Source organism: Amycolatopsis sp. NPDC049691 (assembly GCF_040675005.1).
In the GTDB taxonomy this organism is placed as follows: domain Bacteria; phylum Actinomycetota; class Actinomycetes; order Mycobacteriales; family Pseudonocardiaceae; genus Amycolatopsis.
In genome coordinates this window covers 265,959-290,831 of the sequence record NZ_JBFANX010000008.1, presented here as the reverse complement: position 1 = coordinate 290,831, position 24,873 = coordinate 265,959, and the positions used below count along the sequence as shown (strand labels likewise).

Below are 24,873 nucleotides of genomic sequence, written 5' to 3'. Positions count from 1 at the left end.
TGGCCGCCGTTTGGACGAATGTCAAGATTTTCTTGGACGATTGGTCAGAGAAGCGCTCGATGGTATGTTCGGCCGGTGACCAGCGCAGCCGCCGTGAGGCGCCGAGTCGACAAGTTCGAGGACCGCCGCCGGGAACTGGCCGACGCGGCGTTGCTCGCGCTGGCCGACCTCGGCTACGCCCGCACGAGCCTGCGCACGATCGCCGAGCACACGAAGTTCTCGCACGGGCTGCTGCACTACTACTTCGCCGACAAGGTCGAGCTGATCACCTACTGCGTGCGCCGCTACAAGGAGGCGTGCGTCCAGCGGTACGAAGGCGGGGTCGGAGCCGCGGACACGCCGTCGGCCCTCGCCGCGGCGTGCGCCGACGGGCTGGCGGCGGCGCTCGAGGAAGCCCCGCTCATGCACCGGCTCTGGTACGACCTGCGCACGCAGTCGATGTTCGAGGAGGCGTTCCGCGCCGACGTCGCCGAGATCGACGAGGGCCTCCAGGAGATGATCTGGCGCAACGTCTCGGCGTACGCCGAACTGGCCGGTGCCGAGCCGAACTGCTCGCCTTCGGAGGCGTACGCGCTGTTCGACGGCTTGTTCCAGCAAGCCTTGCTGCGCCACCTTTCCGAGACGCCCGAAGCGCTGGACGATTTCCGGCGCGGCGTCCGCGAGCTGTTCCCGCGCCTGGTCAGCCGAGCGTCGGCCGGCTGATCAGCTCCAGCGCCGTCGCGCGGCCTTCGGCCAGTGACCGCAGCCCCTCGGCCGCCGTGGCCCGCACCTGGTCCGCCGTGGCGCGCTCCGGACCGAGCAAGGCCGTGACCGCGGCGGCGAACGCCGTGTCCGGGGCGGTCGCCCCCGGGCGGAACCGGCCTTCGGTGGTCAGCACGAGGAACCCGGTGAGCAGGGCGTGCAGCGCCATCGCCTGCTCGTCGAGCGCCCAATCGGTGCGGGCCAGGTCGTGGCGCCGCCAGATCGGCAGCACGTCGTACATCACCGCGTCCGGCCCGAGCGCGTCGAGCAGTGCGGCCGAGCGCGGGTCCTCGGCGAGGGCGCCGAGGAGGCCGTCGTCGCCGCCGCGCAGGGCGCTGACGAACGGGTGCCGGGACGCCGTCCGCAGCATGTGGGGCAGCAGCCGGGACGGGCGGGCGAGGTCCGGGTCGGCGGTGACCGCTTCGGTGACGTCGTCGGCCAGCGCCAGGAAGTCGCGGCAGATCAGGCCGAGCAGCAGGTCTTCCTTGGTCTTCCAGTACAGGTAGACGGTGCCCTTGCCGATGTGGGCCTTCGCGGCGACGTCGGCGATCGTGACGCCCTTGCTGCCGCGGCCGAGCAGCAGCTCGCCCGCGGCGGCGAGGATGCGCGCCGCCTTGGGCGAGCTGTGTTCAGGCAGGTCCGGCAACGCTCGTCCTCTCGTCGGTGCTGCCCGCGACGATATCGGCGTTCTTGAACCGCTCGATGTCGTCCACCCGCATCATCCGCCGCAGCAGGCGGCCGCCCAGCTTCGTCCGGCCCAGTTTCGGCAGGACCCGCCGGAGCCGGACCTCCAGCCGGGTGTCGGCCATGAAGATCTTGCGGTCGGCGAACGCGCCGTCCTGGTAGTGGTCGAGGTAGGGCCGCAGCGCGCGTTCCCACGCGGTCAGCGCGGTCTCGAGGTCGTCGTGGCGTTCGAGCATCGCGCCGAGCAGATCGGCGCCGGTCAGCCCGGCCGAGACCCCCATGCCCGCGTAGAGGGTGACGCACCAGGCGGAGTCGCCGACGAGCACGACGCGCCCGCGGTGCCACCGCGGCATCCGTACCTGTTCCACCGAGTCGAACAGGACCTCGCCGGTCGTCTCGAGGTGGTCGAGGACGTCGGCGAGCGTGCGGCCCAGCGGCTCGGGGCCGAACGCGGCCCGCAGCCGCCGGGCGGGCGGCTCGCCGAACTCGGCGTCGACGTCGTCGGCGCGGTAGGTCAGCATGATCGTCGGGTTGTGGTCGGCGAAGGCGAACACCCACATCGAGCGGCCCGGTTCGAGCAGCGTCGCGCCCTGGCCGGGGGCGAGACCGGCGGGCGTCCCGTCGTACTCGAACGCGGCGACCACGTAACCGAGCCGGTGCAGGTGCTCGGCGTGCGGCCCGAACACCAGCGACCGGACGGTCGAGCGCAGGCCGTCCGCGCCGACGACGAGGTCGAACCGCTCGGTGACCGAGGTGCCGGCCGCGGTGTCCCGCAAGGTGACGTCGACGCCGTCGTCGTCCTGTTCGATCGCGGTGGGGACGGTCGAGTACCGGATCTCCACGTCGTCCGGAAGCGCCGAGTACGCGGCTTTTTCCGCGTCGCCGCGCAGCATCAGCCACGGCTTGCCCGGCAGGTCGGCGAGCCCGGCACCGGCTCGGACACGCCCGTGCCGGTCGAGGGTCAGCGGCGGCCGGTCGCCGGCGCGGTCGTGCAGGGAACCGTCGATGCCGAGCCGGCGCGCGGCCGCCTTGCCCGCCCCGAACAGCGCGACGAAGTAGCCGCCGGAGCGCCGGGCGGGCGCTCGTTCGACGAGTACTGGGGTCCAGCCCGCGGCGTGCAGCCGGCCCGCCGTGGCGAGCCCGCTCACGCCCATCCCGACGACGAGCACCCGGCCGGTCTTGTGGTCCGTCATGCTGCCAACCGTACTGACCAAATCGTTCAGTTGGTCAGTTTGTGGTCCGGGTCACCCTCAACAACTCGGTCAGCTCCGCCAGGTCACCCAGCTCCGCGAGCCCGTAGGTAAGCTCCGTGATCCGCTTGCCGATCTCCTCCGGCAGCACCCGCGCCGCGTTCAGGCGGAACTTCGTCGCCAGCTCGTCGGCCGACAGCGGGTTCTGCGGCCCGCCCCGGTTGGCGTCGACGCGCTCCTCCAGCTCGGTACCGTCCCGCAGCCGCACCCGGAGGACCGCCGGGAACTGGTGGGGGAAGATCTCGTCGCAGCGGGCGTCCGGCACGCAGCGCACCTTCGCCGCCAGCGCCAGCCGCGCCGGGTCCGCCGCCGCCGAGTCGGTGAAGTCGTCGTGGAAGACGCCGAGCCCGCCGCCGCCCAGGAGGCCGGCCGCCACCGTGTACGGGCCCGAGAACGCCGCGTGGTAGCCGGACCGCGGCCGGATCTTCGCCTCCCGTGGTTCGCCGATCGTCCGCAGCACCGCCGTCGGCGCGCCCAGCTCGATCTGCGAGATCTCCGCCGGGTCGACGCCGCGGGACCGCAGCCGCCGGGCCGCGTCGATCCCCGCGTGGGTGAAGTGGTTGCAGGGGTAGGGCTTGAAGAAGATCCCCGGCAGTTCCCACCGCTCGCCCAGGCCGTCGACGATCGCGTCCACATCGGACTGGTCGCCGCAGAACGCCTGCAGCAGGCCGAAGCGGCCCTCCAGTACCGTGGGCGGTCCCGTGATGCCGTGCCGCGCCATGCCCGCCGCCGTCACCGCCCCGTGGGCCGCCCAGCCGCAGTGGACCCGTTTCACCGTGCCGCCGGTGCGGTTGGCCTCCAGCAGCCCGGACCCCATGCTGGCGGCGATGCCCAGCGCGTCGGCGATCCCCGCCTCGTCCACATCGGACAGCATGGCCGCGGCCGCCGCCGCGCCGAGCGCGCCGCAGATCGCCGTCGCGTGCAGGCCGCGTTCGAAGAACACCGAGTTGCCCAGTTCCTCGTCGTAGCCCGCCATGCCGAGCCGGACCGTGATCTCCACGCCGACGCCGATCGCGTCCAGTAGCTGGGCGCCCGTCGCGCCGCGGGCCTCCGCCACGGCCAGTGCCGCCGGCACCACGGACGCCGACGGGTGCAGCACCGACGGCAGGTGGGTGTCGTCGAAGTCGAGCGAGTGCGCGAGGGTGCCGTTGAGCAGGGCCGCGCTCGGCTCGGGCAGCCGGTCGCCGGTGCCGATCGCCGTCGCCCGGCCGTCGCCGCCCCACTCACGGACCAGCGCGCCGACGGCCACGGCGGGCCGCTCGGCCGTGGCCGCCAGGCTGTTGCCCAGGACGTCGAGGACACGCCGGGCGGCGTCGTCCCGCAGCTCCGGCGGCAGTCCCTTGGCCCGCACCGACGCGGCGAACGCGGCCAGTTGCTGCACGATCGTGGCGCTCATGCGCTCACCGCCGCGAGGGGACGCACGGGGGAGCCGGTGCCGCCGACGATCCGCAGCGGCGCCAGCACGAACACGAACTCGTGCACGCCTTCCTCGGCCACGGCCTCCAGGTTCAGGTGCTCCATGATGAAGATGCCCGACTCCACCAGGAGGATTCGGTGCACCGGCAGCACCGCGTGCCCGGCGCCGGCCGGGATCTGCTCGTAGGCCGTGGTGTCCGCGCCGGTCGCGACGACCCCCCGCGCCGCCAGCCACTCCGCCGCCGATTCCGTCGCGCCGGGGACACCGGTTTCCTTGCCCAGGTAGGAAACAGCGTCGTCGAACCTCCGCGCCCAGCCGGTGCGGATCAGCGCGACGTCGCCGGGGCCCGGCTCGGTGCCTGCCCGCTTCGCCGCCGCGTCGAGGTCCTCGGCCGTGACGCCGTAGCCCGGCTCCAGCGTGGGGACACCGTGGACGGCGGCGACGTCCAGGAGGACCGCCCGCCGCAGCAGACCGGGCAGGTTTTCCGCGCCGTGCGTGCGGAACACGCCGCCCTGCTGGGCCTCGGCGGCGTCGACGTCGCCGTGCAGCCTGCCGTCGTGGCTGACGTGCGAGAGCGCGTCGATGTGGGTGCCGACGTGCCCGCCGGTCACGATGATCTCGTTGGCGGCCGACCCGCCGTCCGGGCGGCGCATGTCGCCGTGGCGGCGGATCAGGGTCATCCGGAACCCGGGGTGGTTCGGCGAGCAGGGCATGCCGGTGAAGAACGGCTGCCCGAGCTCGATCAGCCGGACCCCGCCGGCGACCGCCGACAGCAGCGGATCCTGGGGACGCGTCATGAGTGCTGGCCTTCCTTTGCTTCCGAGCCCGCGATCGCGAGCACCCAGCGGGCGCGCGCCACGATCGCGGCGTCGACGAACTGTCCGTGGCGGTCGATCCAGGCCGCCGAGCCGGTCGTTTCGAGGTGGTCGAGCAGGTCGCTCGCCCAGGCGGTTTCCCCCGGGTCGGGCGCGCACACCTCGTGCACCACGGGGATCTGGGCGGGGTGGATCACCGACCGGCCGAAGAACCCGGCCGCCCGCCCGGCTTCGGTGCTGGCGCGCAGGCCGTCGAGGTCGCGCACGGCGGTCCAGACGCTCTGCACCGGGCTCGGCAGCCCGGCCGCCCGCGCGGCGACGACGACCCGCGACCGCGGCCAGGCCAGCGCGTCCCCACCGGCGACGCGCAGATCCGCGGCGAGGTCGGCTTCACCGAGCGAGATTCCGGCGACGAGCGGGTGCGCGGTGGCGATGTCCAGGGCGTTTTCCACGCCCAGCGCGGATTCCAGCACCGGGTACACGGGGACGCCGAGCGCGTCGGCGACCCGGCGCACCTCACCCGGGTCCTCGCACTTCGGCACGCGGACGCCCGCGGCCCCGCGCACTGCCTTGATGTCGGCTTCTCCGGCCGGGGTGCCGGGCGCGTTGATCCGGACGTACGCGGTCGCGCCACCGTCCAAAGCGGACACCGCGTTCCGCCGCGCCTCGTCCTTCGCGGCCGCGGCGACGGCGTCCTCGAGGTCGATGATCACCGCGTCCGCCGGGCCTTCGAGGGCCTTCCTGATCCGGTCCGGCCGGTCGCCGGGGACGTAGAGCCAGCTGCGCGGGATCACTTGATCACGCCTTTTTCGCGCAGGGCGGCCAGTTCCGGCTCGCCGAGGCCGAGACCGCCGAGGACTTCGGCGGTGTGTGCGCCGAGCGGCGCCCCGGCGCTCGTGAGCCGCCCGGGCGTCTCGGACAGCCGGAAGAGCACGTTCTGCATCTTCACCGGCCCGAGCTCTTCGTCGTCGACCGTGGCGATGGTGCCCAGCGCCGCGAACTGCGGGTCGGTCATGACGTCGGCGGCGGTGTAGATCGGCGCGACGGCGGCCTGGGCCTCCTCGAACGCCTTGACGACCTCGTCCCGGTCGCGGTCGGCGATCCACGAGCCGACGGCGTCGTCGAGCAGGTCGGCGTGCTGCGCGCGCTCGGCGCCGCTGGCGAACCACGGCTCGTCGATCAGTTCGGGGCGCCCGACCAGCCGCAGCACGCGCTCGGCGATCGACTGCGCGCTGGTGGAGATGGCGACCCAGCTGCCGTCGCGGGTGCGGTAGGTGTTGCGCGGCGCGTTGTTCGTGGACCGGTTGCCGGTGCGCGGCTGCAGCGTGCCGAGCTGGTCGTAGGCGATGATCTGCGGGCCGAGCAGGGTCAGGATCGGCTCGATGATGGCGAGGTCGACGACCTGGCCGCGGCCGGTCTGTTCCCGGGCCCGCAAAGCGGTCATCACGGCGTAGGCGGTGGTGAGCGCGGCGATCCCGTCGGCGAGCCCGAACGGCGGCAGCGTCGGCGGGCCGTCCGGCTCGCCGGTGATCGCGGCGAACCCGCTCATCGCCTCGGCGAGCGTGCCGAACCCGGGCCGTTTGGCGTACGGGCCGATCTGCCCGAACCCGGTCACGCGGGTGAGCACCAGGCCGGGGTTGATCCTGCTGAGCTCGTCGTAGCCGAGGCCCCAGCGCTCCAGCGTGCCGGGCCGGAAGTTCTCCACGACGACGTCGGCGTCGGCCACCAGCTTCTTGAAGATCTCCTGGCCCTCGGGGGAGCCGAGGTAGAGGGTGATCGCCTTCTTGCCGCGGCCGAGCATCTTCCACCAGAGGCCGACGCCGTCGCGCTGCGCGCCGTGGCTGCGGACCGGGTCGCCGTTCGGGTGCTCGATCTTGATGACCTCGGCGCCGTAGTCGCCCAGCAGGGTCGCGGCCAGCGGGCCGGCGAACAGGGTGGCGGTGTCGAGCACCCGGATCCCGGACAAAGCGCCCGTCATGGGGCTTACCTGCCTTTCTCGTCCGGCGAGCGGAGGCGGACCATCGTTTCGCCGGGAGGAACACTTGTGAACGTCCGGTTTCGTAGCGACGTCCTTCGGTGTTTCCCAAGTTCGCACTGATCGCACGTGTCCGTCAAGTTATGCGCAGATGTTGACCTGGCGTCGGGCCGGGTGTCACGATGACCGGCAACAAACCTGGCGTTTCGCTTAGCGGAACGGCGGCCCTGCCGAAGGGAAGAGGTGACATGTCCGCACGAATGCTCGTCGCGGGGCTCGGGGCGCTGGCCCTGCTCGTGACCGGGTGCGGGGGATCGGCCCCGATGGGGGCGGGGGGCGCCGCCGCGGGGCGGGACGAGGGCCCGGTCAAGATCGGGGCGCTGCACCCGGTCAGCGGCTCGAACGCGGTCGACGGCCTGCAGATGCGCCGTGGCGCGCAGCTGGCGGTCGACGCGATCAACGCGGCCGGCGGCATCAAGTCGCTCGGCGGCCGGAAGGTCGAGCTGCTCACGGGGGACACGCAGGGCAAGGCCGACATCGGGCAGAGCGAGGCCCAGCGGCTGATCTCGGCCGGCGCGGTCAGCCTGGTCGGCACCTACCAGAGCGCGGTGAGCACCAACGTCGCCGTCGTCGCCGAACGCAACCGGGTCCCGTTCGTGATGGACGTGACCGCCTCCGACGCGATCTTTTCCCACGGCTACCGGTACTCGTTCCGGGTGCAGCCGGGCAGCAAGGCGATCGCGACGGCCGCCGCCCAGTACCTGAAGGCGGTGTCGGACCAGGCGGGCAAGCCCGTGCGCAAGGTGGCGTTCCTGCACGAGCAGAGCGACTTCGGCAGCGGCGCGGCCACCGCGTTCGCCGCCGCGGCCAAGCAGCTCGGCATCGAGGTCGGCCCGGACATCAGTTACGACGCCACCACCGTCAGCGACCTGACCGCCCAGGTCACGCAGGTCAAGGCGGCGGGCGCGGACGTGCTGGCGGTCGCGGGCTACTACCGCGACAGCCTCTTGGCGGCCAAGGCGATCGCCTCGGTGAAGCCGGACCTCAACGCGGTCTGGGGTGTCTCGAACGGTGCCTACGACCAGCCGAAGTTCGTCGCCGACGCGGCCGCGCTCGGCAACCTCTACTTCAGCACCAACTACCACTACGACGCGACGAACCCCGAGACCGTCGCGCTGCGCGAGAAGTACCGGAAGCTCTACGGCGACCCGATGCGCACCGGCGCGGTCCTGTCCTACGACGCGGTCCAGGTGATCGCGCACGCCGTGGAGCAGGCCGCGAGCACCGACCCGCGGAAGGTGCGGGACGCGATCGCCGCGTCCCAGGTCGCACCCCTGACCGTGGGCCGAGGGCCGATCCGGTTCGCGCCCAACGGCGACAACAGCAACGCCTTCCCCGTCCTGATGCAGGTCTTGGACGGGCGCGTCCAGCAGGTGTATCCCCCCGAAAAAGCCGAATCCCGGCCCGACTACAGGGTGGCGTGGCGACCATGACCGAACTCGACACCGGGGCGCCCGTCGTCCCCGATACCGCACCACCGGACCGGAAGACCAAGGCGGACCGGGGTTTCCTGGGCCGCGCCGGCATCGTGGCCGCCGTCCTCGTCGTCGCGATCGTGCTCGCGCTCGTGCAGTCGGGCAGCGGCCTGGTGGTCTGGCAGTCGGTGGTCACCGGCATCCTGACCGGCGGGCTCTACGGCCTGATCGCGATGGGCCTGACGCTGATCTTCGGCGTGCTCGACATCGTCAACTTCGCCCACGGCGCGTTCCTCACCGTGGCGATGTTCCTGTCGTTCGGGGTGATCCAGGCTACCGGGCTGCACCCGTACCTGACGCTCGTCGTCGCGGTGCCCGTGTTGTTCCTGCTCGGCGCGGCCGTCCATCGTGGACTGCTGTCGGGCGCGGGCGGCGGGTCGCTGGAGAACCAGCTGCTGATCACGCTCGGCCTTTCGCTGCTGCTGGAGAACGGGCTGCTGATGTTCTTCGGCGCCGAGCCCAAGACCATCGACCTGCCCGGCGACTTCCAGTTCCCGTTGCTGGGCGCGGTCGTCGCGGGTTCGCGGCTGTACGCGTTCCTCGGCGCCGTCGTGCTCGGCGGGCTGCTGTACTGGCTGCTGCGGCGCACCCGGCTCGGCACGGCGATCCGCGCGGTCGCCGCGAACGCACCCGGCGCGTCACTCGTCGGTATCAACGTCCGCCGCATGCACACCCTCACCTTCGCCATCGGCACGGCCTGCGCGGGCGCCGCGGCGGTGCTCGCCGGCCCGCTCGTCACGGTGACCCCGACGCTGGGCGAGCAGTTCAACATCACGGCGTTCGTGGTCGTGGTGCTCGGCGGGATGGGCAACGTCGTCGGCGCGCTCGTCGGCGGCCTGCTGATCGGGCTGGTCGAGCAGCTCACGACGATCTACCTCGGCGGCCAAAGCTCGCTGCTGGGTGTCTTCGTGGTGTTCCTGCTCGTGCTGTTCCTCCGTCCGCAGGGCCTGTTCGGGAGGCGCGCGTGAGCATCACGATCGAGGCGCCGACCGGCTCCGAAAACACTGTCAAAGCACCACCGCTGCGGCCGCAGAACAAGCAGCTCGCGATCCTCGCGGTGCTCGTGCTGGTCGCGATCCCGCTGCCGCTGATCCTGCCCGCCGCCCAGGGCGCGGTCGCCGTCCGCATCCTGATCTTCCTGCTGATGGCCGTCGGCTGGAACATCATGAGCGGCTTCGGCGGGATGTTCAGCTTCGGCCACGCCGCCTACTTCGGCCTCGGCGCCTACACCAGCGCGTACCTGCTGGTGAAGCACGACGTGTCGCCGTGGATCGGGATGCTGGCCGGGATGGCGGTGGCCGCCGCGGCGGCCGTGCTCGTCGGTTACTTCTCCTTCCGCTACAAGCTCCAGGGCGCTTACTTCGCGCTGGCCACCTTCGCGTTCGCCGAGATGCTGCGGCTGATCGTCACCAGCAGCGCGTTCGCGAACAAGGCCGTCGGCTTCAGCGTGCCGCTGATCCAGGACTCGTCGCTGTGGCTGATCCAGTTCCCGGCCGACTCGCCCGCGTACTTCTGGGTGGCCCTGGTGCTGGCCGGCGCGGCGGTCGCGGTCAGCATCGTCTTCCTGCACTCCCGCGCCGGCCGGTACGTCACCGCGATCCGCGACGACGAGCTGGCGGCCGCGTCCCTGGGCGCGCCGGTGCTGCGGCACAAGCTGCTGACGGTCGCGCTGTCCGCGGCGATCACCGCCGTGGCGGGCGCCTTCTACACGCAGTACTACCTGTTCGTGAACCCCGACCTCGGGTTCGGCTCGGCCATCTCGATCCAGGCCATCGTGCCCGTCGTCATCGGCGGCATCGGCACGGTCTGGGGTCCGGTGGTCGGCGCGATCATCATCGGCTCGCTCACCGACGTCACCGCGACACTTTTGCGCACCCCGCCGGAGTTCCTGAGCTTCCTGCAGGGGCGCAGCGGCCTGGACGTCGTGCTGTACGCGGTGCTGGTGATCCTGATCGTCCGGCTGCTGCCCAAGGGGATCGTCGGAACTCTCGCCGCGAGGTGGCGTCGATGAGCATCGTCGAGGTGAGCGGCGTCGGCAAGGCGTTCCGCGGCGTGCACGCACTGTCCGATGTGGACCTGTCGGTAGCCGACGGCGAGATCGTCGGCGTCATCGGGCCCAACGGCGCGGGCAAGACCACCCTGTTCAACGTCATCTCGGGCGCGCTGACCCCGGACACCGGCCGGGTGCGCCTGGCGGGCGCCGACGTCACCGGCCGCGCTCCGGACCGGATCGCGCGGGCCGGCATGGTCCGCACCTTCCAGCTGATGCGGCCGTTCGCGAGCATGACGGTGGCGCAGAACGTCGGCCTCGCCGCCCAGCACCACCGGCTGAGCGCGAAGAAACTGCGGGAGCACACGCTCGACGTCGTGGAGCGCGTCGGGCTCGGGCCATGGGCCCACCGCAACGCCACCGACCTGCCGACCGCCGGGCTCAAGCGCCTCGAGCTGGCTCGCGCGCTGGCGACCCGGCCGAAGGTCCTGCTGCTCGACGAGGTGCTGGCCGGACTCGTCCCGGCCGAGCGCGAGCCGGTGCTCGACCTGCTCGCCGCCCTGCGCGAGCAGGAGGGCGTCACACTGGTGTTCATCGAGCACATCATGGCCGCGGTGATGCGGCTGGCCGACCGCGTCCTCGTGCTCGACCAGGGCCGCGTGCTCGCCGTCGGCTCGCCCGCCGAGGTGACCAGCGACCCGCGGGTCATCGACGCCTACCTCGGTGAGGAGCCGACCCATGCTGACGCTTGAGAAGGTGTGCGCCGGGTACGGCCGGATGCGGATCCTGCACGACGTCGACCTGCACCTCGACGCCGGCGAGATCGTCGCGCTCGTCGGGGCCAACGGGGCGGGCAAGACCACGACGTTGCGCAGCATCTGCGGGCAGCTCAAGCCGTCCTCGGGCCGCGTCACCCTGGACGGCGCGCCGACCGCCGGGCGCCGTCCGGACCAGCTGGTGCGCGACGGCCTGGTGCACGTCCCCGAGGACCGGGCGCTGTTCGGCACGCTCACCGTCGAGGAGAACCTGCGGATGGGCGCGTGGACCCGCACGCCCGCGCAGGCCGCCTCGTCGCTGAACGAGGTTTACGAGCTGTTCCCGGTGCTCGCCGAACGCCGGACGCAGCTCGCCCAGACCTTCAGCGGCGGCCAGCAGCAGATGCTCGCCATCGGCCGGGCGTTGATGGCCGGGCCGCGGCTGCTGATGCTCGACGAGCCCTCGACCGGGCTGTCGCCGAAACTGACCTGGACGGTGCTGGAGGCGGTGCAGCGCATCCGGGACAACGGCGTGGCGGTGCTGCTGGTCGAGCAGAACGCGAAGCAGGCGCTGGCCATCGCCGACCGCGCGTACGTGCTGGAAAGCGGCTCGACCGTCCTGCAGGGCACCGGTGCCGAGCTGGCCGGCGACCAGCGCGTCCGGAAGGCGTACCTGGGACTGTGAAGACCGAACAAGCCGCTTCCGCCACCGCGGCGCTGGGAGCGTGGGTAGCCGAACTGGACGTCGCGAGCGTGCCGGCCGCGGTGCTCGACCGGCTGTCCCTCGTCCTGCTCGACATCGTCGGAGTCACCGCTTTGGGTGCTTCGCTGCCGGAGCAGCGGGCGTTGGTGGACGCCTGGCGCGCGCCGGCCGGCCCGGCACCGCTGATCGGCGGCGGACGGCTGGTGACGACCGACGCGGCGGCCTGGCTCAACGGCGTCGCACTCGTCTCGCTGGAGCTGGACGAGGGCCACAAGTACGCCAAGGGGCACCCGGCCGCGCACGGCTTTCCCGCCGTGCTGGCGCTGGCGGCCGAGCTGGACAGCACCGGCGCGGACACGGCGGCGGCGCTGCTGGCCGCCTACGAGGTCGCCGCGCGGTTCGGCCGCGCGACCACCCTGCGCGCGGGCGCGCACCCGCACGGCAGCTGGGGCGTCCCCGGGGCGGCGGCCGGCTGCGCGCGGCTGCTCGGGCTCCCGCCCGGCGCGGTCGCGGCCGCCATCGACACCGCGGCCGGGCTGGGCATCGCCGGGCACTTCGCCTCGGCCACCCAGGGCAACCCGGTGCGCAACGCCTGGCTGGGCGCTTCGGCGACGTCCGGGCTCGCCGCCGCGCGGATGGCGGCCGCCGGCATGGCCCGCACGACCGGCACCGCCGCGCTCTCCCTCGGCACGCTGCTCGGTTCGCTGGACGCCGGGGAGCTGGCCGCGGACCTGGGTACCCGCTGGGACATCACGCGCGGCTACTTCAAGCGCCACGCGTCGTGCTCCTTCACGCACCCGGCCGCCGACGCCGTCCTCGACCTGCGCTCGCGCCCGGGGTTCCGGGCCGGCGAGATCACCCGCGTCCTGGTGGAGACCCACGCCCTGGGCGCCGGATTGTCCGATGTGGACTGGTCGAACCGGCTGTCGGCGATGTTCTCGACGCCGTTCGTGGTGGCGACCGCCGCGCTGACCGGCGAGATCGGCCCGGAAAGCCCGCTCTGCGACGCGGACGTGCGGGCGCTGGCGAGCCGGGTGCGGCTCGTCGAGGCCCCGGACCTCACCGCACGCCTCCCGGACGAGCGGGCCGCCCGCGTCACGGTCGCGTTCGCCGACGGCACGTCGCTGACCTGCGAAGTGCCCAACCCGGTCGGCGACGCCGACCACCGTCCGCTGACCGAGCCCGCTGTGGTCGGCATGCTCGAAGCGTGGCTGCCCGGCCCTCTGGTCGGCCGTGCCGCCGCGCTGGGCCACGCGCTGCCCGGCCTGCCCCGCGTCGGCGCGGCGCTGCGCGAGCTGGCCGGAACCGAAGAGAAGGAGCCGAACTGATGCGTGCCCTCGCGGTGACGCCCATCCACCTGCCGGCCGACGAGATCCGGCGGCGGCAGGAGCGCTACGACCGGCTCGCCCCGCCGGGCCTGGAGATCGAGCTGCGTGACGTCGGCCCGGCCGCTCCGGCCACTTTGGACACCGACGAGTCCGTGCGTGCGTCCGAACGCGAGGTCGCCGCCGTGCTCGTGGCCGCCGGCGACGGCTGGGACCTGGCCTTCCCGGACTGCGTGCTGGACCCGGCGGTGCCGGACGCCGTCGCCGAGCCGCCGTTGCCGGTGCACGGGCTGCTGAAGCTGTCGGCGACCTACCTCGCCGCGAAGGGCGTGCGGTTCGGCGCGGTCGTGCGCAACGAGGCCATCGCCGAGGAGTTCGCCAAACGCATCGCCGCCTATCGGCTGACCGAGTACTTCGCCGGCGTGCGCGTGCTGGACCTGCCGTTCTCCGCGATCGCCGAGACCGCCACGTGGAACGCGGCGCTCGGCACGGCGGTGCGCGAACTCGCCGCCCTGGGCGCGACGGCGGTCATCAACGGCTGCTCGGCCGTCGACGTCGAGCCCGCCGACCTGCCCGCGCGCATCGTCGACCCGACCGGGCTCGCGCTGCGGCTGCTGGCTGTGGAGGTATCGTGACCGACGGACCCGATCTCGTCGTCGCCGGAGCGGGCGGCGGCCTCGCGGGCGCGCTGCGGGCCGCCGAGCTGGGGCTCTCCGTCCTGGTCGTCGAGGCGAGCGAGCACTTCCGGCGCGGCAACAACACGTCGATGTCCACGGCGATGTTCCCCGGTGCGGGTTCCCGCTGGCAGTCCGAAGAGGGTGTCGACGACTCTCCCGAGCGGTTCGTCGCCGACATCATGGCCAAGACACACGGCCAGGCCGACCCGCGCCTGGCCCGCACCCTGGCCGAGGTGAGCGCCCCGCTGGTCGAATGGCTCGCCGATTCCGCCGGGCTGCCGCTGTCGCTGGTGACGGACTTCAACTACCCCGGCCACGCCGTGCCCCGCTGCCACACGATCCCGGGCCGGCACGGCTCCGGCGTCGTCGACCACCTGGCCCGCCGGGTGACCGAGCACGAGAACATCGAGCTGCTCGCGCCCGCCCGGCTCGTCGACATCCTGTCCGATGTGGACGGTGTGTGCGCGGTCGTGGTCCGGTACCCCGACGGGACCGAGGAGGAGATCCCGACCCGCGCGGTCCTGCTGGCCACCAACGGCTTCGGTGCCGACGCGGACCTCGTCGCGCAGCACCTGCCGGAGATCTCGGGAGCCCTGTACCAGGGGAGCGACCAGTCGCTCGGAGACGCGCTGCGCATCGGGGAGAAGCTGGGGGCGGCGACCGGCTTCCTCGACGCCTACCAGGGCCACGGCGCGGTGTCCGCCTCCGCGGGCACCCTGGTCGGCTGGGCGACGATCATCCACGGCGGGTTCCTCGTCGGTCTCGACGGCCGCCGCTTCGGCGACGAAACCCGCGGCTATTCCGAGTACGCGGCCGAGCTGGCCGCGCGGCCCGGGTCGACCGGCTGGATCGTCCTCGACGAGACGATCTTCGAGCAGTGCCAGCCGTTCCAGGACTTCCGGGACGTCGTCTCGGCGGGCGCGCTCGTGTGGGCCGACGACGCTCTCGGGCTCGCGGAGGCGACCGGTCTGCCGCCGGACGCACTGGAGGCGGAAATCGCCGCGGCGGCCGCGATCGCCCGCGGCGAAGGTGCGGACGAGCACGGCCGGACCCATTGGGAGCGCCCGCTTTCCGGCCGCCTCGCCGCCGTCCGCGTGGTGCCCGCGCTGTTCCACACCCAGGGTGGACTGCTGGTCGACGAGCACGCCGCGGTCGTCGACCACGACGACCGCCCGATCCCCGGGCTGTACGCCGCGGGTGGCGCCGCGGCGAGCATCTCCGGCCACGGCGCCGCCGGCTACCTGCCCGGCAACGGGCTGCTGCCCGCCTTCGGGCTGGCCTACCTGGCCGCCGGCGCCGTCGCCCGGCGCCTGACTTCGAACACCGCAAGCTGAGGAGAGAAATGGCCACCACGGAACTGCTCGTGAAGAACGTCCGGGTCGTCCGCCCCGGCGACGCCGACGGGTCCGAGCCCGAACTGCTGGACATCGCCGTGAACGACGGCACGATCACGCGCGTGGCGCCGAACCTGCTCAGCGACGACGCCGCACGGGTCGTCGACGGCCGCGGGCTGCTCGCCTTCCCCGGCGTGGTCGACGCGCACCAGCACTGGGGCATCTACAACGAGCTGGCCACCGACACCCGCACCGAGAGCCGCGCGAGCGCGCAGGGCGGCGTCACGACGTCGCTGACGTACATGCGCACCGGCCAGTACTACCTGAACAAGGGCGGCAGCTACCGGGACTTCTTCCCCGAGGTGCTCAGCGCGTCGGAAGGCAATGCCTATGTGGACTACGCCTTCCACCTCGCGCCGATGAGCTCGCAGCACATCTCCGAGATCCCTTACCTGGTCGAGGAATTCGGCGTCACGTCGTTCAAGATCTTCATGTTCTACGGCAGCCACGGCCTGCACGGGCGCTCGAGCAGCCAGAGCGACTTCCTGATGATCCCGCCCGACGAGCGCTACGACATCGCGCACTTCGAGTTCGTCATGCGCGGGGTGCAGCACGCGCGCGAGGTGCTGACCGAGTACGCGCCGCACCTTTCGCTGTCGCTGCACTGCGAAACGGCCGAAATCATGACCGCGTACACGAAGCTGGTCGAGCAGGACGGCTCGCTGTCGGGGCTGCGGGCCTACAGCGCGTCACGGCCGCCGCACTCCGAAGGCCTGGCCGTCACGATCGCGTCCTACCTGGCGCACGAGACCGGGCTGCCGAACATCAACCTGCTGCACCTGTCGTCGGAGAAGGCGCTGTCGGCCGCGCTGACGATGGCGAAGGCGTTCCCGCACATCGACTTCCGGCGCGAGGTGACGATCGGGCACCTGCTGGCCGATGTGGACACGGCGGCGGGTATCGGCGGCAAGGTCAACCCGCCGCTGCGCGAACGCGAGGACGTCGAGGCGCTGTGGCGGCACGTGCTCGCCGGTGAGGTCGACTGGGTCGTCAGCGACCACGCCTGCTGCCGCGACGAGCTGAAGTTCGGTGCGGACCGCGACGACGTCTTCCTGGCGAAGTCCGGCTTCGGCGGCGCCGAGTACCTGCTGCCCGGGCTGGTCGGCGAGGGCACCAAGCGGGGCTTGTCGTTGCAGAAGATCGCGCAACTGACATCGCGGAACCCCGCGCGCCGCTACGGCCTGCTGAAGAAGGGTGACATCGCCGAGGGCTTCGACGCCGACTTCGCGCTCGTCGACCCGGACGTCCGGTGGACCGTGCGCGCGGCGGAGTCCGAGTCCACGCAGGAGTACACGCCGTTCGAGGGCTTCGACATGACGGCGAAGGTGACCGACACGTTCGTGCGCGGGCACCACGTGTTCGCCGACGGCAAGATCGACGGCGACCCGGTGGGCCGCTACCTCAAGCGCGGCCGCTGAGGCCCGGGCGGCCGGTGCCTCACCGGCCGCCCGGCTCCTGCAGCCAGGCCCAGCTCTGCCGGATTTCGGCCGCGGCCTCGCGCACGAGATCGCGGTAGCGGCCGACGGCGTCGGGCGTGAAGCGGTACTGCGGACCGCAGATGCTGATGGAGCCGTGGACTTCGCCGTCCGGCCCGAACAGGGGAGCGGCGACGGACCCCGCGCCGGGCTGCCGTTCGCCGTGCGAGACGGCGACGCCGTCACGGGCGACCTCGGCGAGGGCCTCGCGCAGCCGTTCGGCGGTGGTGATCGTGTGCTCGGTCAGCGCGGGGAGTTCCCGGTGCAGCACGGCTTCCCGGCGGTCCTCGGGCAGCGACGCGAGGATCACCTTGCCGGAGGAACCGGCGTGCAGCGGGAACCGGCGGCCCAGCTCGACGGTCATCTTGATCTCGCGGGGGCTCTCGAACTGGTCGAGGTACACGCGTTCGTCGCCGACCAGGCCGGACAGGGTCGTGGTCTCCTGGGTTTCGTCCCGCAGCCGCCGCAGGACGGGGGTGGCGGCGACCCGGGCGTCGAACCGCCGCAGGGCGCTCGCCCCCAGCGCGACGGCCGCGGGCCCGAGCCGGTAGCCGGCGACGTGGGGATCGGTGGCGAGCATCTCGCGCGAGACGAGTGACTGCAGGATCCGGTAGACGACGGCCTTGGACAGGTCGAGTTCCCGGCTGATGGTGCTGACGCCCAGGTACCGGGGACCACCGGTGAAGAGCAGCAGCACATCGGCCACCCGCGCGGCGGCCTCGGTGCCGGCGTTGTCCGACGGCGTGGCGGGCTTGCGCCCGGCGGTACTGTTAATCGCGGCTTCTCCGGATCGTTTCGCTGACGGGAACAGTTCAAGGTCAGCATAGCACTTCGTGGCGGTGACGCCGGATCGTTCGTTCCGGTGGGCGATACGCTCCGGCCCGGGGTCACGTCTGCGCTCCGGTCGGGCCGGGTGGCGACGTCGTCCCGGTGAATCGGTCGCGCAAGCCCTGCAGACCGCCGAAGACGGCACCGCCGACCGGGTGCAGGCCCAGCCCCCAGAGGACCGCGATCAGCAGTTGTCCCGGCGTACCCCAGGCTGGTTCGGGAAGGTAGAGGATCTGCAGGCCCAGCAGGACCGCCACGACGGCGAGCATCAGGGTGACGACCACGCCCATGGCTCGCTGGCGGCGCCGGATCTTCTTGGCCGGCCAGGTGAGTCCCAGCGTCGGCGGAATCGGAGGGGGTGGTGGCGGCGGCGCCGTGGGGGCGCCGGCCACCGCGGCCGTCTTTCCGTTGGCGGCCTGGGTGTCGGCCCCGGCGACTGCGGTGGAGTAGGCGGTTTTCGCCCGGTCGTACTGCTCGGTGGCTTTGGCGATGTCGTCGCCCGCCAGAGCGATCTGCGCCTCGGTGAGGGAAGCCAAGACCGGTTCGAAGGCCGCCGCAACCGCGGCGTCGGCCGGGCGGGCGGCGATCTTGCCGGTGACGTCCTTGCGTAGCCCGGCCGTCACCAGCGTGAGGTAGTCGCGCGTCGCGTCACGCAGACCGTCGTCTTCGAGCGCGCTCATCGTCCGTTCCTGAAGCGCCTGCCAGTCGACCTCGTTGACCCCGACCGGCGGGCCGGCCTCGACCAGGTGCTTCAGCTTGTCGCCGGCGACAACCCGATGAGCGGCCTCGAGCTCGTTCTGCGCACGGACGAAGTTGCCTTTGTCGGCGGCTTTCCTGGCGGCCTCGGTGTGCGTCTCGGCAGCTGCGGGAGTGGCACCGGGTTCCAGGTTGATCGCCTCGATGCGTGCTGCCACGAATTTCCGGGATCCTTCGTCGAGGGCCGCATTCGCTTCACTGCACAGGGAAGCGAGCTTGGCGTCGTCGAGCGGGGTGCGGAGGTAGGTCTCCACCGTCTCCAGTTCGGCCGGATGCGTCCCGGCGTCTTTGGATTTGCGATGGGCGGCGAGATAGCGTGGCAGAACCCTGATCTTCGCTGCCGCGCCGTCGAGCTGTTCGTTCTTCGGGAGTATCCCGGCGGCCATCTTCCGCGACAGGTCTCCCACCTGCGAGCGGACGACGCCGACAACCCCCTTTTCGGAGTCCCGAAGTGGTTCGAATTGGTCCAGCAGGGCGTCCGGGTCCTCCGTCAGCAACTGCAACTGCAACTGCTGAGTGAGGGTTTGCTTGCTGATCACGAAGTAGCGTACGAATCCGGACAGTGCCACGCCGAGTGCGATCAACAGCGCCGCCAGCCACCACGGCCGGGCAACGGTGAAGGAAATCGGTACGACGACGTCGTCGCCCGCGTTGGTGACGACGCCGAGCTGAGCGCTGTACTTGGCGGGTGAAGCCACCTCGGTGACCCGGACCACCACTTCCTGCCGCTGTCCACCTTGGACAACCAGGTCGTCGGCGCCACCGACCACGTCGAGAGAGGCGTACCTCGTTTGTGCCCCGTCCGTGTCGTTCACCAGGGAGAGCAGCTCCGGGCGGCTGAGGGTGACCGGGTAGCCGCTGGTTTCGTGCAGCTGGAGGTGCAGGTCCACGGTCGCGGGTTGGAATCCCCAGGGCATTGTCCCGGTCGCCGGGGAGATCCGCTCGATGACGAGGCTGGGTGAAGCGGCCTTGGTGATCTTGACTTCGATCGAGCCGACCGCGGTCCCGCCCGCCGAAAACAGCAGAGATCCGGTACGCGTGCCCGGGAGGATGACGTTGTCGACGGAGATTTGAAGCGGAACCGCCTTGCCACCGCCGGGTAGGGTCACCACTTGGTCGGCTGCCGGTCGGGTGATCCTCGCGTCGGCGGTGGACAGGCTCGTGGTCATGCTCAGCGGACCCGGGTCGGCCGAAGCCAGGAAGACGGTGCGGCTCGTCGCGGTGCCGCCACGGGGAATATCGATCAGCACGGTCGAGTTCGGCTTTCCGTCCGGCGTGTCGCGGATCTCCAAAGCCGACGCGGCGTGTGCGGGTACGGGGACCAGGAGGAGTGCGACGCAGCCGAGGACGGGAGGAAGGAAGAATGCTCTTTTCATGAATGGCCTCCCCGGCAGTCGTCACTGTCGGAGTCGTCGCGCCGTGCGGACTGACAACAAAAAGGGGAAACAGCGCCGGTTTCGTTCCTGGAACGTTATCCAATGGCGATCGGGTGCGTGAGCACGCAGCGCGTTCCGCGGTAGATGGTCGGCATGCAGCGGTTGCAGTGGACGCACAGCGAGCGGGCACCCGCGTCCGCGCGCATCCGGTGGACGAGGTCGGGTTCGCGCAGCAACGCCCGCGCCATCGCGACGAACGCGAACCCCTCCGCCATCGCCAGGTTCATCGTCTCCACCGTGGTGATCCCGCCCAGCAGGATCAGCGGCAGGTCCAGCGCGGCACGGAACTGGCGGGCCCGGTCGAGCAGGTACGCCTCGCGGAACGGGTACTCGCGCAGGAAGAACCGGCCGCCGAGGCGCAGGCCCAGCCGGGCCGGCTGGGGGAACGCCGCCGCGAAGTCGCGGACCGGGGCGTCGCCCGTGAACAAGTACATCGGGTTCAGGAGCGAACTCCCCGCGGTCAGTTCCAGGGCGTCGACCGTGCCGTCCGCCTCCAGCCACTGAGCCACCTGGATGCTTTCGTTCAGCCAGAAGCCGCCGGGGACGCCGTCGTCCATGTTCAGCTTGGCGGTGATCGCCAGGCGGTCGCCGACCGCGTCGCGCACCGCGCGGGCGATCGCCAGGGCCAGGCGCGCGCGGTTGGCGAGGCTGCCGCCGTAGGCGTCGGTGCGGTGGTTGAGGCGCGGGCTGAGGAACGCGCTCACGAGGTAGTTGTGTCCGAAGTGGATTTCCACGGCGTCGAAGCCGGACTCCAAAGCGGTGCGGGCCGCGGCCGCGTGGGCTTCGATGACGCGGTCGAGGTCCGCGGGGGTGGGCGCGCGCGTCGGGCGCATCCCCAGCGGGCTGAACCGGCGGGTCGGCGACAGCGCGGGCAGCCGGTTCGACGCCGCGTTCGCCACCGGCCCCGCGTGCCCGATCTGCGCGCAGGCCGCCGCTCCTTCGGCGTGGATCGCGTCGGTGAAGCGGCGCAGCCCGGGGACGGCCTCGGGACGCATCCAGATCTGGTGACGGTCCGTGCGGCCTTCCGGCGACACCGCGCAGTAGGCCAGCGTGGTCATCCCGACGCCGCCGCGGGCCGGCCGCCGGTGGTACTCGATCAGCTCGTCGGTGACGAGCGCGTCCGGCGTCCGGCCTTCGAAGGTGGCCGCCTTGATGACGCGGTTGCGCAGCTCGACCGGACCGAGGCGGGCCGGGGCGAACACGTCGGGCGCGCTCACGGCGCGTCCAGCCCGGCGACGACGAACGACCGCACCGCGGCGAGCGGCAGCCCCGGCGGGCGGGGCGCGGCAGCCGTCGGTGTGCCGAACACCTGCAGCAGCAGCTGGAACGCGAGGGTCCACCGGCCCGCGGCCTGCTCCGCCGTCAGGTCCGGCCGGGCCGCGCGCAGCAGGTCGATCCACGGTTCGAGGCTGAACCAGGGCGACTGCCAGCGCATCCGCTGCCCGGACAGGAGCACCCGGCCGAGCAGGTGCAGCCGGAGGTGGCCGACCGGGTCGGCGGCCAGCCCGGCCAGCGGCTCCAGGACGGCGTCGGCCAGGTCCGCCGCGGCGGGCACCCAGCCCTCCCGCCGGCGGCGCTCGACGTCGTCGAGCACGTCCCGCCAGACGGGCGCGAGCCGGTCCTCCAGCATCGCCGCGACCAGCGCGTCCTTCGAACCGAAGTGGTAGTGGACGGCGGCCGGGTTGAGCCCGGCCGCCGTGCAGATCGACCGGACGGACACGCGGTCGTAGCCGGCGTCCAGCAGCAGCCGTTCGGCCGTGGTCAGGAGCCGGCCCCGCGTCGAGTCGATCGTTTCCGCCATCCGCCGAGTACACCACCGCGCGGCCCGGTGTTCAAGCATTGATTCAATCAGTGATTGATCGCCGCTCCGGTCTTGGCCCGGACCTCGTCGAACTCGACGTCCGGAGCCAGTTCGACGAGCTTCAGCCCGGCCGGTGTGACGTCGAGGACGCACAGGTCCGTGATGATCCGCTGGACGACGCCGCGGCCGGTGTAGGGCAGCGTGCACTCGTCGAGGATCTTGGGCGAGCCGTCGCGGGCGACGTGCTCCATCAGGACGATGACCTTCTTCGCGCCGTGGACCAGGTCCATCGCGCCGCCCATGCCCTTGACCATCTTGCCGGGGATCATCCAGTTCGCGAGGTCGCCGGAGGCGGAGACCTGCATCGCGCCGAGCACGGCGGCGTCGATCTTGCCGCCGCGGATCATCCCGAACGACAGCGCCGAGTCGAAGAACGACGCGCCCTTCCGGACGGTGACGGTCTCCTTGCCCGCGTTGATCAGGTCGGCGTCGACCTCGTCCTCGGCCGGGTAGGGGCCGACGCCGAGGATGCCGTTCTCCGACTGCAGGACGAGCTCGACGTCGTCCGGGACGTAGTTGGGCACCAGGGTCGGCAGGCCGATCCCGAGGTTGACGTAGTCGCCGTCGCGCAGCTCCGCGGCGGCGCGGGCGGCCATCCGGTTGCGGGTCCAGGCCATCTCAGGCGCCCTCCTCGGCGATGCGCACGGTGCGCTTTTCGATCGGCTTGTCCGCGGCCTGCTCCGGGGTGAGCGCGACGACGCGGTGGACGAACGCGCCGGGTAGGTGGACGTCGTTCGGGTTCAGCTCGCCAGGTTCGACCAGCTCCTCGATTTCGGCGACGGTGATCCGGCCGGCCATCGCGGCGAGGGGGTTGAAGTTGCGGGCCGCGTCCTTGAAGACGAGGTTGCCGTGCCGGTCGCCGCGCCAGGCGCGGACCAGCCCGTAGTCGGCGACGATCGCGCGTTCGAGGACGTATTCGTGGCCGTCGAACGTCTGCTTCTGCTTCGCCGGGCTCGCCTTGGCGACGGTGCCGTCGGCGGCGTACCGCCACGGGAGGCCGCCGTCGGCGACCTGGGTGCCGACGCCGGTGGCGGTGAAGAACGCGGGGATGCCGGAGCCGCCGGCCCGCAGCCGCTCGGCGAGCGTGCCCTGCGGCGTCAGCTCGACCTCCAGCTCGCCGGCCAGGTACTGGCGTGCGAACTCCTTGTTCTCCCCGACGTAGGAGGCGACCACCCGGCGGAGGCGGCCCGCGCCGAGCAGGACGCCGAGGCCCCAGCCGTCCACGCCGGCGTTGTTCGACACGACTTCGAGGTCCGTGGTCCCGGCTTCGAAGAGGGCTCCGACCAGGACGGCGGGGACACCGCACATCCCGAACCCGCCGACGGCCAGCGTGGCGCCGTCGGGGATGTCGGCGATGGCTTCCCCGGCTGAAGCGAACACTTTGTCCATGCCGGTCATCAGACGATGGGAGCTGCGGGGTGGTCAACCAGTGAACGCGGTCGACCAGCGAATTGTTCGTCTGGTGGTCGGTTTCGGTGGGGTAGTGTTCGGTGAGTGGACGCACCCGCGGATCTTGTCGGCCGGACGCACCGGGCTTTGCGTGCCGTTGCCGCGTACGAGCCTGGTGGGGCGACGACGACCGCTGTGGCCCGGGAAGCCGGGTTGCCCCGGCCTACCGTGCACCGGTTGTTGATGTCGCTGCAGGGGGTCGGGCTGGTCGAGCGCGACGCCGATCGGTGGGTGCTGGGGCCGGAGCTGTACTTCCTCGGGGTGGCGGCCGCTCGGCGGTACGACGTCACCGAGGCCGCGATGCCGGTCGTGCGGCGGTTGGCTTTGGCGACGGGGGAGAGCGCGTTCTTTTCCGCGCGGCGCGGGGAGGAGACGATCTGCCTGATCCGGGAGGACGGTGCGTTTCCGATCCGCAGCCATGTTCTTTTCGAGGGGGCCCGGTTTCCGCTGGGGGTGGTGTCGGCGGGGATGGTCGTGCTCGCTCATCTGCCGGATCGGGAGATCGACGAATACCTGGACAGGGTGGATCTGGTCGCTCAGTTCGGGGCGCAGCACGCGGTCGGGGAGATTCGGCGGCACATCGGGTTGACCCGGCAGCGGGGGTATTCGGTGAACCCGGGGCTTGTGGTGGAGGGTAGCTGGGGGCTTGCCGCCGCGGTTTTCGATCAGGGGGGTTCGCCTCGGTGGGCGTTGACCTTGACTGGTGTGGAACATCGGTTCGGGGCGGATCGGGTTCCGCAGCTGGGTGCCTTGTTGCTGCGGGAGGCTCATGCTCTCTCGGAGACTTTGGCCCGTAGCCGGTCGTGAGTGGGGGTTTGGTCTCCGCAAACCCGAAGCCGTCATTGTGACTACGGCCGGCAGCACCGCGTCAAGGCGGGAAAGCGTGCCTTGACCCGGCGCTGCCGGCCGTGTTCTGGCTTCGGATCGGGGTTGCGGGGGCCTGGGCTCCGATCGTGGCTGGGTTTTCGGGGGCCTGCTCCTTGGCGGGGTCTGGCTCTTCTTGCCGGGGCTGGGTTTTCGTGGCGGGCGTGCGGTTTGCGTTCTCAACCCAGCTGGGCGCTCAGTCTCTGTGCTGCCGCCATCACCATTCTTCCCAGCTTCTCTGGGTCCGGTGCCTCGAACAGGGACAAGCCGATGCTTGTCTCCGGCTGGTCGGTTCCCGTGTGGACCACTGCCGAAATACCCGTTATGCCCGGGGCTATCTCGCCCTTCGATACCGCGTACCCCCGCTCCCGCGCCAACGTCACCTCTTCGCGCTCGCCCTCCATCGGTGGCCCTGCCGCCAGTAGGGCCAGGCCTGCCGAGCCTCGGCCGATCGGGTCCAGCTGGCCTGAGCGGAATGCCACGTGCATGGCCGCCCGCCTCGGCTCGACGATCATCAGCATGCGGACCTGGTCCGCGTTCTCTCGCACCACCAGGTGCGCCGATGCCTGGGCCGAGTCCGTCAGCTCCTCCAGCACCGGCCTCGCGAGCGTGCGCAAGTCCTGCTCCACCGGCTCGGCCAGGCGGACCAGGCCCGTTCCCAACGAAATTCGCTTGAACCGGTCCCGGCGGCACAGGTAGTGCGCCTCCAGTGTCCGGACCAGCCGGTGCGCGACCGTGCGGTGCACGCCGATCCCGTCCGCTATCTCCGTCAGCGTCAGGCCCCTCGGGTGCTGGACCAGCAGCTCCAGCACCTGCAGCCCGTGGTGCAACGTCTTCGAAGTCCCGGACGCGGGCAGCGTCGATTCCACACACGGCTCCCTTGACGACACGAAAGTGGCGACCTACTGTCCTACACATATTCGCACACTGCGTGCGAATATAG

The 24,873-nt window shown here is 71.7% G+C and carries 24 protein-coding genes; 11 read left to right on the top strand and 13 right to left on the bottom strand.

All coding sequences use genetic code 11. The features are described 5' to 3' along the window. Positions 1 to 75 precede the first annotated feature (75 nt). Positions 76 to 702, top strand: a complete 627-nt coding sequence (locus AB0J40_RS20935) for a TetR/AcrR family transcriptional regulator (RefSeq protein ID WP_364455477.1) — start codon at positions 76 to 78, stop codon at positions 700 to 702. Here AB0J40_RS20935 and AB0J40_RS20930 read toward each other — a convergent pair. Genes AB0J40_RS20930 through AB0J40_RS20905 form a run of 6 tightly spaced genes read right to left on the bottom strand, consistent with a single transcriptional unit; the run spans position 680 to position 6,885 of the window. Beyond that, positions 680 to 1,387: a TetR/AcrR family transcriptional regulator gene (locus AB0J40_RS20930; protein WP_364455475.1), complete on the bottom strand. Its 708-nt coding sequence runs from the start codon at positions 1,385 to 1,387 to the stop codon at positions 680 to 682. The two genes, AB0J40_RS20935 and AB0J40_RS20930, sit on opposite strands and share 23 nt — an antisense overlap. Next, positions 1,371 to 2,618: an FAD-dependent monooxygenase gene (locus tag AB0J40_RS20925; RefSeq protein ID WP_364455472.1), complete on the bottom strand. Its 1,248-nt coding sequence runs from the start codon at positions 2,616 to 2,618 to the stop codon at positions 1,371 to 1,373. The genes AB0J40_RS20930 and AB0J40_RS20925 overlap by 17 nt, the downstream gene beginning before the upstream one ends. Before the next feature lie 34 nt (positions 2,619 to 2,652). Next, complete coding sequence (locus tag AB0J40_RS20920; protein ID WP_364455469.1) at positions 2,653 to 4,071, bottom strand: MmgE/PrpD family protein; 1,419 nt, start codon at positions 4,069 to 4,071, stop codon at positions 2,653 to 2,655. Further along, on the bottom strand, positions 4,068 to 4,889 hold the full coding sequence (locus AB0J40_RS20915) for a cyclase family protein (RefSeq protein ID WP_364455466.1): 822 nt from the start codon (positions 4,887 to 4,889) through the stop codon (positions 4,068 to 4,070). Before AB0J40_RS20915 ends, AB0J40_RS20920 begins: the two co-directional genes overlap by 4 nt. Further along, positions 4,886 to 5,701 carry a CoA ester lyase gene (locus AB0J40_RS20910; protein WP_364455463.1) on the bottom strand — a complete coding sequence of 272 codons (816 nt, stop codon included), beginning with the start codon at positions 5,699 to 5,701 and terminating at the stop codon, positions 4,886 to 4,888. The genes AB0J40_RS20915 and AB0J40_RS20910 overlap by 4 nt, the downstream gene beginning before the upstream one ends. Next, on the bottom strand, positions 5,698 to 6,885 hold the full coding sequence (locus tag AB0J40_RS20905; RefSeq protein WP_364455460.1) for a CoA transferase: 1,188 nt from the start codon (positions 6,883 to 6,885) through the stop codon (positions 5,698 to 5,700). Before AB0J40_RS20905 ends, AB0J40_RS20910 begins: the two co-directional genes overlap by 4 nt. A 245-nt stretch (positions 6,886 to 7,130) precedes the next feature. On the opposite strand from AB0J40_RS20905, the gene AB0J40_RS20900 reads away from it, so the two are divergent. From AB0J40_RS20900 to AB0J40_RS20860, 9 genes are read left to right on the top strand one after another with little or no spacing between them, the layout of a single operon-like run. Continuing rightward, the gene (locus tag AB0J40_RS20900; protein WP_364455458.1) at positions 7,131 to 8,375 is read left to right on the top strand and encodes an ABC transporter substrate-binding protein; all 1,245 of its coding nucleotides are present in this window, start codon (positions 7,131 to 7,133) and stop codon (positions 8,373 to 8,375) included. Next, positions 8,372 to 9,385, top strand: coding sequence for a branched-chain amino acid ABC transporter permease (locus AB0J40_RS20895; protein WP_364455455.1), 1,014 nt, complete (start codon positions 8,372 to 8,374; stop codon positions 9,383 to 9,385). Before AB0J40_RS20900 ends, AB0J40_RS20895 begins: the two co-directional genes overlap by 4 nt. Next, positions 9,382 to 10,428, top strand: coding sequence for a branched-chain amino acid ABC transporter permease (locus tag AB0J40_RS20890; protein ID WP_364455452.1), 1,047 nt, complete (start codon positions 9,382 to 9,384; stop codon positions 10,426 to 10,428). Before AB0J40_RS20895 ends, AB0J40_RS20890 begins: the two co-directional genes overlap by 4 nt. After that, the gene (locus AB0J40_RS20885; protein WP_364455449.1) at positions 10,425 to 11,159 is read left to right on the top strand and encodes an ABC transporter ATP-binding protein; all 735 of its coding nucleotides are present in this window, start codon (positions 10,425 to 10,427) and stop codon (positions 11,157 to 11,159) included. Before AB0J40_RS20890 ends, AB0J40_RS20885 begins: the two co-directional genes overlap by 4 nt. Next, positions 11,146 to 11,847: an ABC transporter ATP-binding protein gene (locus AB0J40_RS20880; RefSeq protein WP_364455447.1), complete on the top strand. Its 702-nt coding sequence runs from the start codon at positions 11,146 to 11,148 to the stop codon at positions 11,845 to 11,847. The genes AB0J40_RS20885 and AB0J40_RS20880 overlap by 14 nt, the downstream gene beginning before the upstream one ends. Next, positions 11,844 to 13,193, top strand: coding sequence for an MmgE/PrpD family protein (locus AB0J40_RS20875; RefSeq protein WP_364455444.1), 1,350 nt, complete (start codon positions 11,844 to 11,846; stop codon positions 13,191 to 13,193). Before AB0J40_RS20880 ends, AB0J40_RS20875 begins: the two co-directional genes overlap by 4 nt. Continuing rightward, positions 13,193 to 13,825: an aspartate/glutamate racemase family protein gene (locus AB0J40_RS20870; protein ID WP_364455441.1), complete on the top strand. Its 633-nt coding sequence runs from the start codon at positions 13,193 to 13,195 to the stop codon at positions 13,823 to 13,825. The genes AB0J40_RS20875 and AB0J40_RS20870 overlap by 1 nt, the downstream gene beginning before the upstream one ends. Further along, the gene (locus AB0J40_RS20865; RefSeq protein WP_364455438.1) at positions 13,822 to 15,201 is read left to right on the top strand and encodes an FAD-binding protein; all 1,380 of its coding nucleotides are present in this window, start codon (positions 13,822 to 13,824) and stop codon (positions 15,199 to 15,201) included. Before AB0J40_RS20870 ends, AB0J40_RS20865 begins: the two co-directional genes overlap by 4 nt. Before the next feature lie 8 nt (positions 15,202 to 15,209). Then, positions 15,210 to 16,679, top strand: coding sequence for a dihydroorotase family protein (locus tag AB0J40_RS20860; protein WP_364455435.1), 1,470 nt, complete (start codon positions 15,210 to 15,212; stop codon positions 16,677 to 16,679). A 19-nt stretch (positions 16,680 to 16,698) separates the two neighbouring features. On the opposite strand, the gene AB0J40_RS20855 is transcribed toward AB0J40_RS20860, so the two are convergent. From AB0J40_RS20855 to AB0J40_RS20830, 6 genes are all read right to left on the bottom strand, one after another. Beyond that, a complete protein-coding gene (locus tag AB0J40_RS20855) occupies positions 16,699 to 17,442 on the bottom strand; it encodes an IclR family transcriptional regulator (RefSeq protein ID WP_364455432.1) in 744 nt (247 codons plus the stop codon). Between the two features lie 181 nt (positions 17,443 to 17,623). After that, positions 17,624 to 19,696 carry a hypothetical protein gene (locus AB0J40_RS20850; protein ID WP_364455430.1) on the bottom strand — a complete coding sequence of 691 codons (2,073 nt, stop codon included), beginning with the start codon at positions 19,694 to 19,696 and terminating at the stop codon, positions 17,624 to 17,626. Between the two features lie 95 nt (positions 19,697 to 19,791). Continuing rightward, entirely contained in the window at positions 19,792 to 20,973 is a 1,182-nt protein-coding gene (locus AB0J40_RS20845) for an NADH:flavin oxidoreductase (protein ID WP_364455427.1), read from the bottom strand. Then, positions 20,970 to 21,557, bottom strand: a complete 588-nt coding sequence (locus AB0J40_RS20840; RefSeq protein WP_364455424.1) for a helix-turn-helix domain-containing protein — start codon at positions 21,555 to 21,557, stop codon at positions 20,970 to 20,972. The genes AB0J40_RS20845 and AB0J40_RS20840 overlap by 4 nt, the downstream gene beginning before the upstream one ends. A gap of 47 nt (positions 21,558 to 21,604) precedes the next feature. Next, the gene (locus AB0J40_RS20835) at positions 21,605 to 22,234 is read right to left on the bottom strand and encodes a 3-oxoacid CoA-transferase subunit B (RefSeq protein ID WP_364455422.1); all 630 of its coding nucleotides are present in this window, start codon (positions 22,232 to 22,234) and stop codon (positions 21,605 to 21,607) included. Position 22,235: 1 nt separating this feature from the next. Continuing rightward, positions 22,236 to 23,006 carry a CoA transferase subunit A gene (locus tag AB0J40_RS20830; RefSeq protein WP_364455419.1) on the bottom strand — a complete coding sequence of 257 codons (771 nt, stop codon included), beginning with the start codon at positions 23,004 to 23,006 and terminating at the stop codon, positions 22,236 to 22,238. 105 nt (positions 23,007 to 23,111) lie between these two features. Here AB0J40_RS20830 and AB0J40_RS20825 point away from each other — a divergent pair, with 105 nt between their 5' ends. Next, the gene (locus AB0J40_RS20825; RefSeq protein WP_364455416.1) at positions 23,112 to 23,873 is read left to right on the top strand and encodes an IclR family transcriptional regulator; all 762 of its coding nucleotides are present in this window, start codon (positions 23,112 to 23,114) and stop codon (positions 23,871 to 23,873) included. A gap of 236 nt (positions 23,874 to 24,109) precedes the next feature. On the opposite strand, the gene AB0J40_RS20820 is transcribed toward AB0J40_RS20825, so the two are convergent. Continuing rightward, the gene (locus AB0J40_RS20820; protein ID WP_364455414.1) at positions 24,110 to 24,799 is read right to left on the bottom strand and encodes a helix-turn-helix domain-containing protein; all 690 of its coding nucleotides are present in this window, start codon (positions 24,797 to 24,799) and stop codon (positions 24,110 to 24,112) included. Positions 24,800 to 24,873 lie beyond the last annotated feature (74 nt).

Coding starts and splice junctions, on each gene's coding strand:
- AB0J40_RS20900 (WP_364455458.1), top strand. CDS start 7,131: ATGTCCGCACGAATGCTCGTCGCGGGGCTCGGGGCGCTGGCCCTGCTC.
- AB0J40_RS20915 (WP_364455466.1), bottom strand. CDS start 4,889: ATGACGCGTCCCCAGGATCCGCTGCTGTCGGCGGTCGCCGGCGGGGTC.
- AB0J40_RS20850 (WP_364455430.1), bottom strand. CDS start 19,696: ATGAAAAGAGCATTCTTCCTTCCTCCCGTCCTCGGCTGCGTCGCACTC.
- AB0J40_RS20860 (WP_364455435.1), top strand. CDS start 15,210: ATGGCCACCACGGAACTGCTCGTGAAGAACGTCCGGGTCGTCCGCCCC.
- AB0J40_RS20925 (WP_364455472.1), bottom strand. CDS start 2,618: ATGACGGACCACAAGACCGGCCGGGTGCTCGTCGTCGGGATGGGCGTG.
- AB0J40_RS20885 (WP_364455449.1), top strand. CDS start 10,425: ATGAGCATCGTCGAGGTGAGCGGCGTCGGCAAGGCGTTCCGCGGCGTG.
- AB0J40_RS20830 (WP_364455419.1), bottom strand. CDS start 23,006: ATGGACAAAGTGTTCGCTTCAGCCGGGGAAGCCATCGCCGACATCCCC.
- AB0J40_RS20840 (WP_364455424.1), bottom strand. CDS start 21,557: ATGGCGGAAACGATCGACTCGACGCGGGGCCGGCTCCTGACCACGGCC.
- AB0J40_RS20835 (WP_364455422.1), bottom strand. CDS start 22,234: ATGGCCTGGACCCGCAACCGGATGGCCGCCCGCGCCGCCGCGGAGCTG.
- AB0J40_RS20895 (WP_364455455.1), top strand. CDS start 8,372: ATGACCGAACTCGACACCGGGGCGCCCGTCGTCCCCGATACCGCACCA.
- AB0J40_RS20905 (WP_364455460.1), bottom strand. CDS start 6,885: ATGACGGGCGCTTTGTCCGGGATCCGGGTGCTCGACACCGCCACCCTG.
- AB0J40_RS20920 (WP_364455469.1), bottom strand. CDS start 4,071: ATGAGCGCCACGATCGTGCAGCAACTGGCCGCGTTCGCCGCGTCGGTG.
- AB0J40_RS20880 (WP_364455447.1), top strand. CDS start 11,146: ATGCTGACGCTTGAGAAGGTGTGCGCCGGGTACGGCCGGATGCGGATC.
- AB0J40_RS20870 (WP_364455441.1), top strand. CDS start 13,193: ATGCGTGCCCTCGCGGTGACGCCCATCCACCTGCCGGCCGACGAGATC.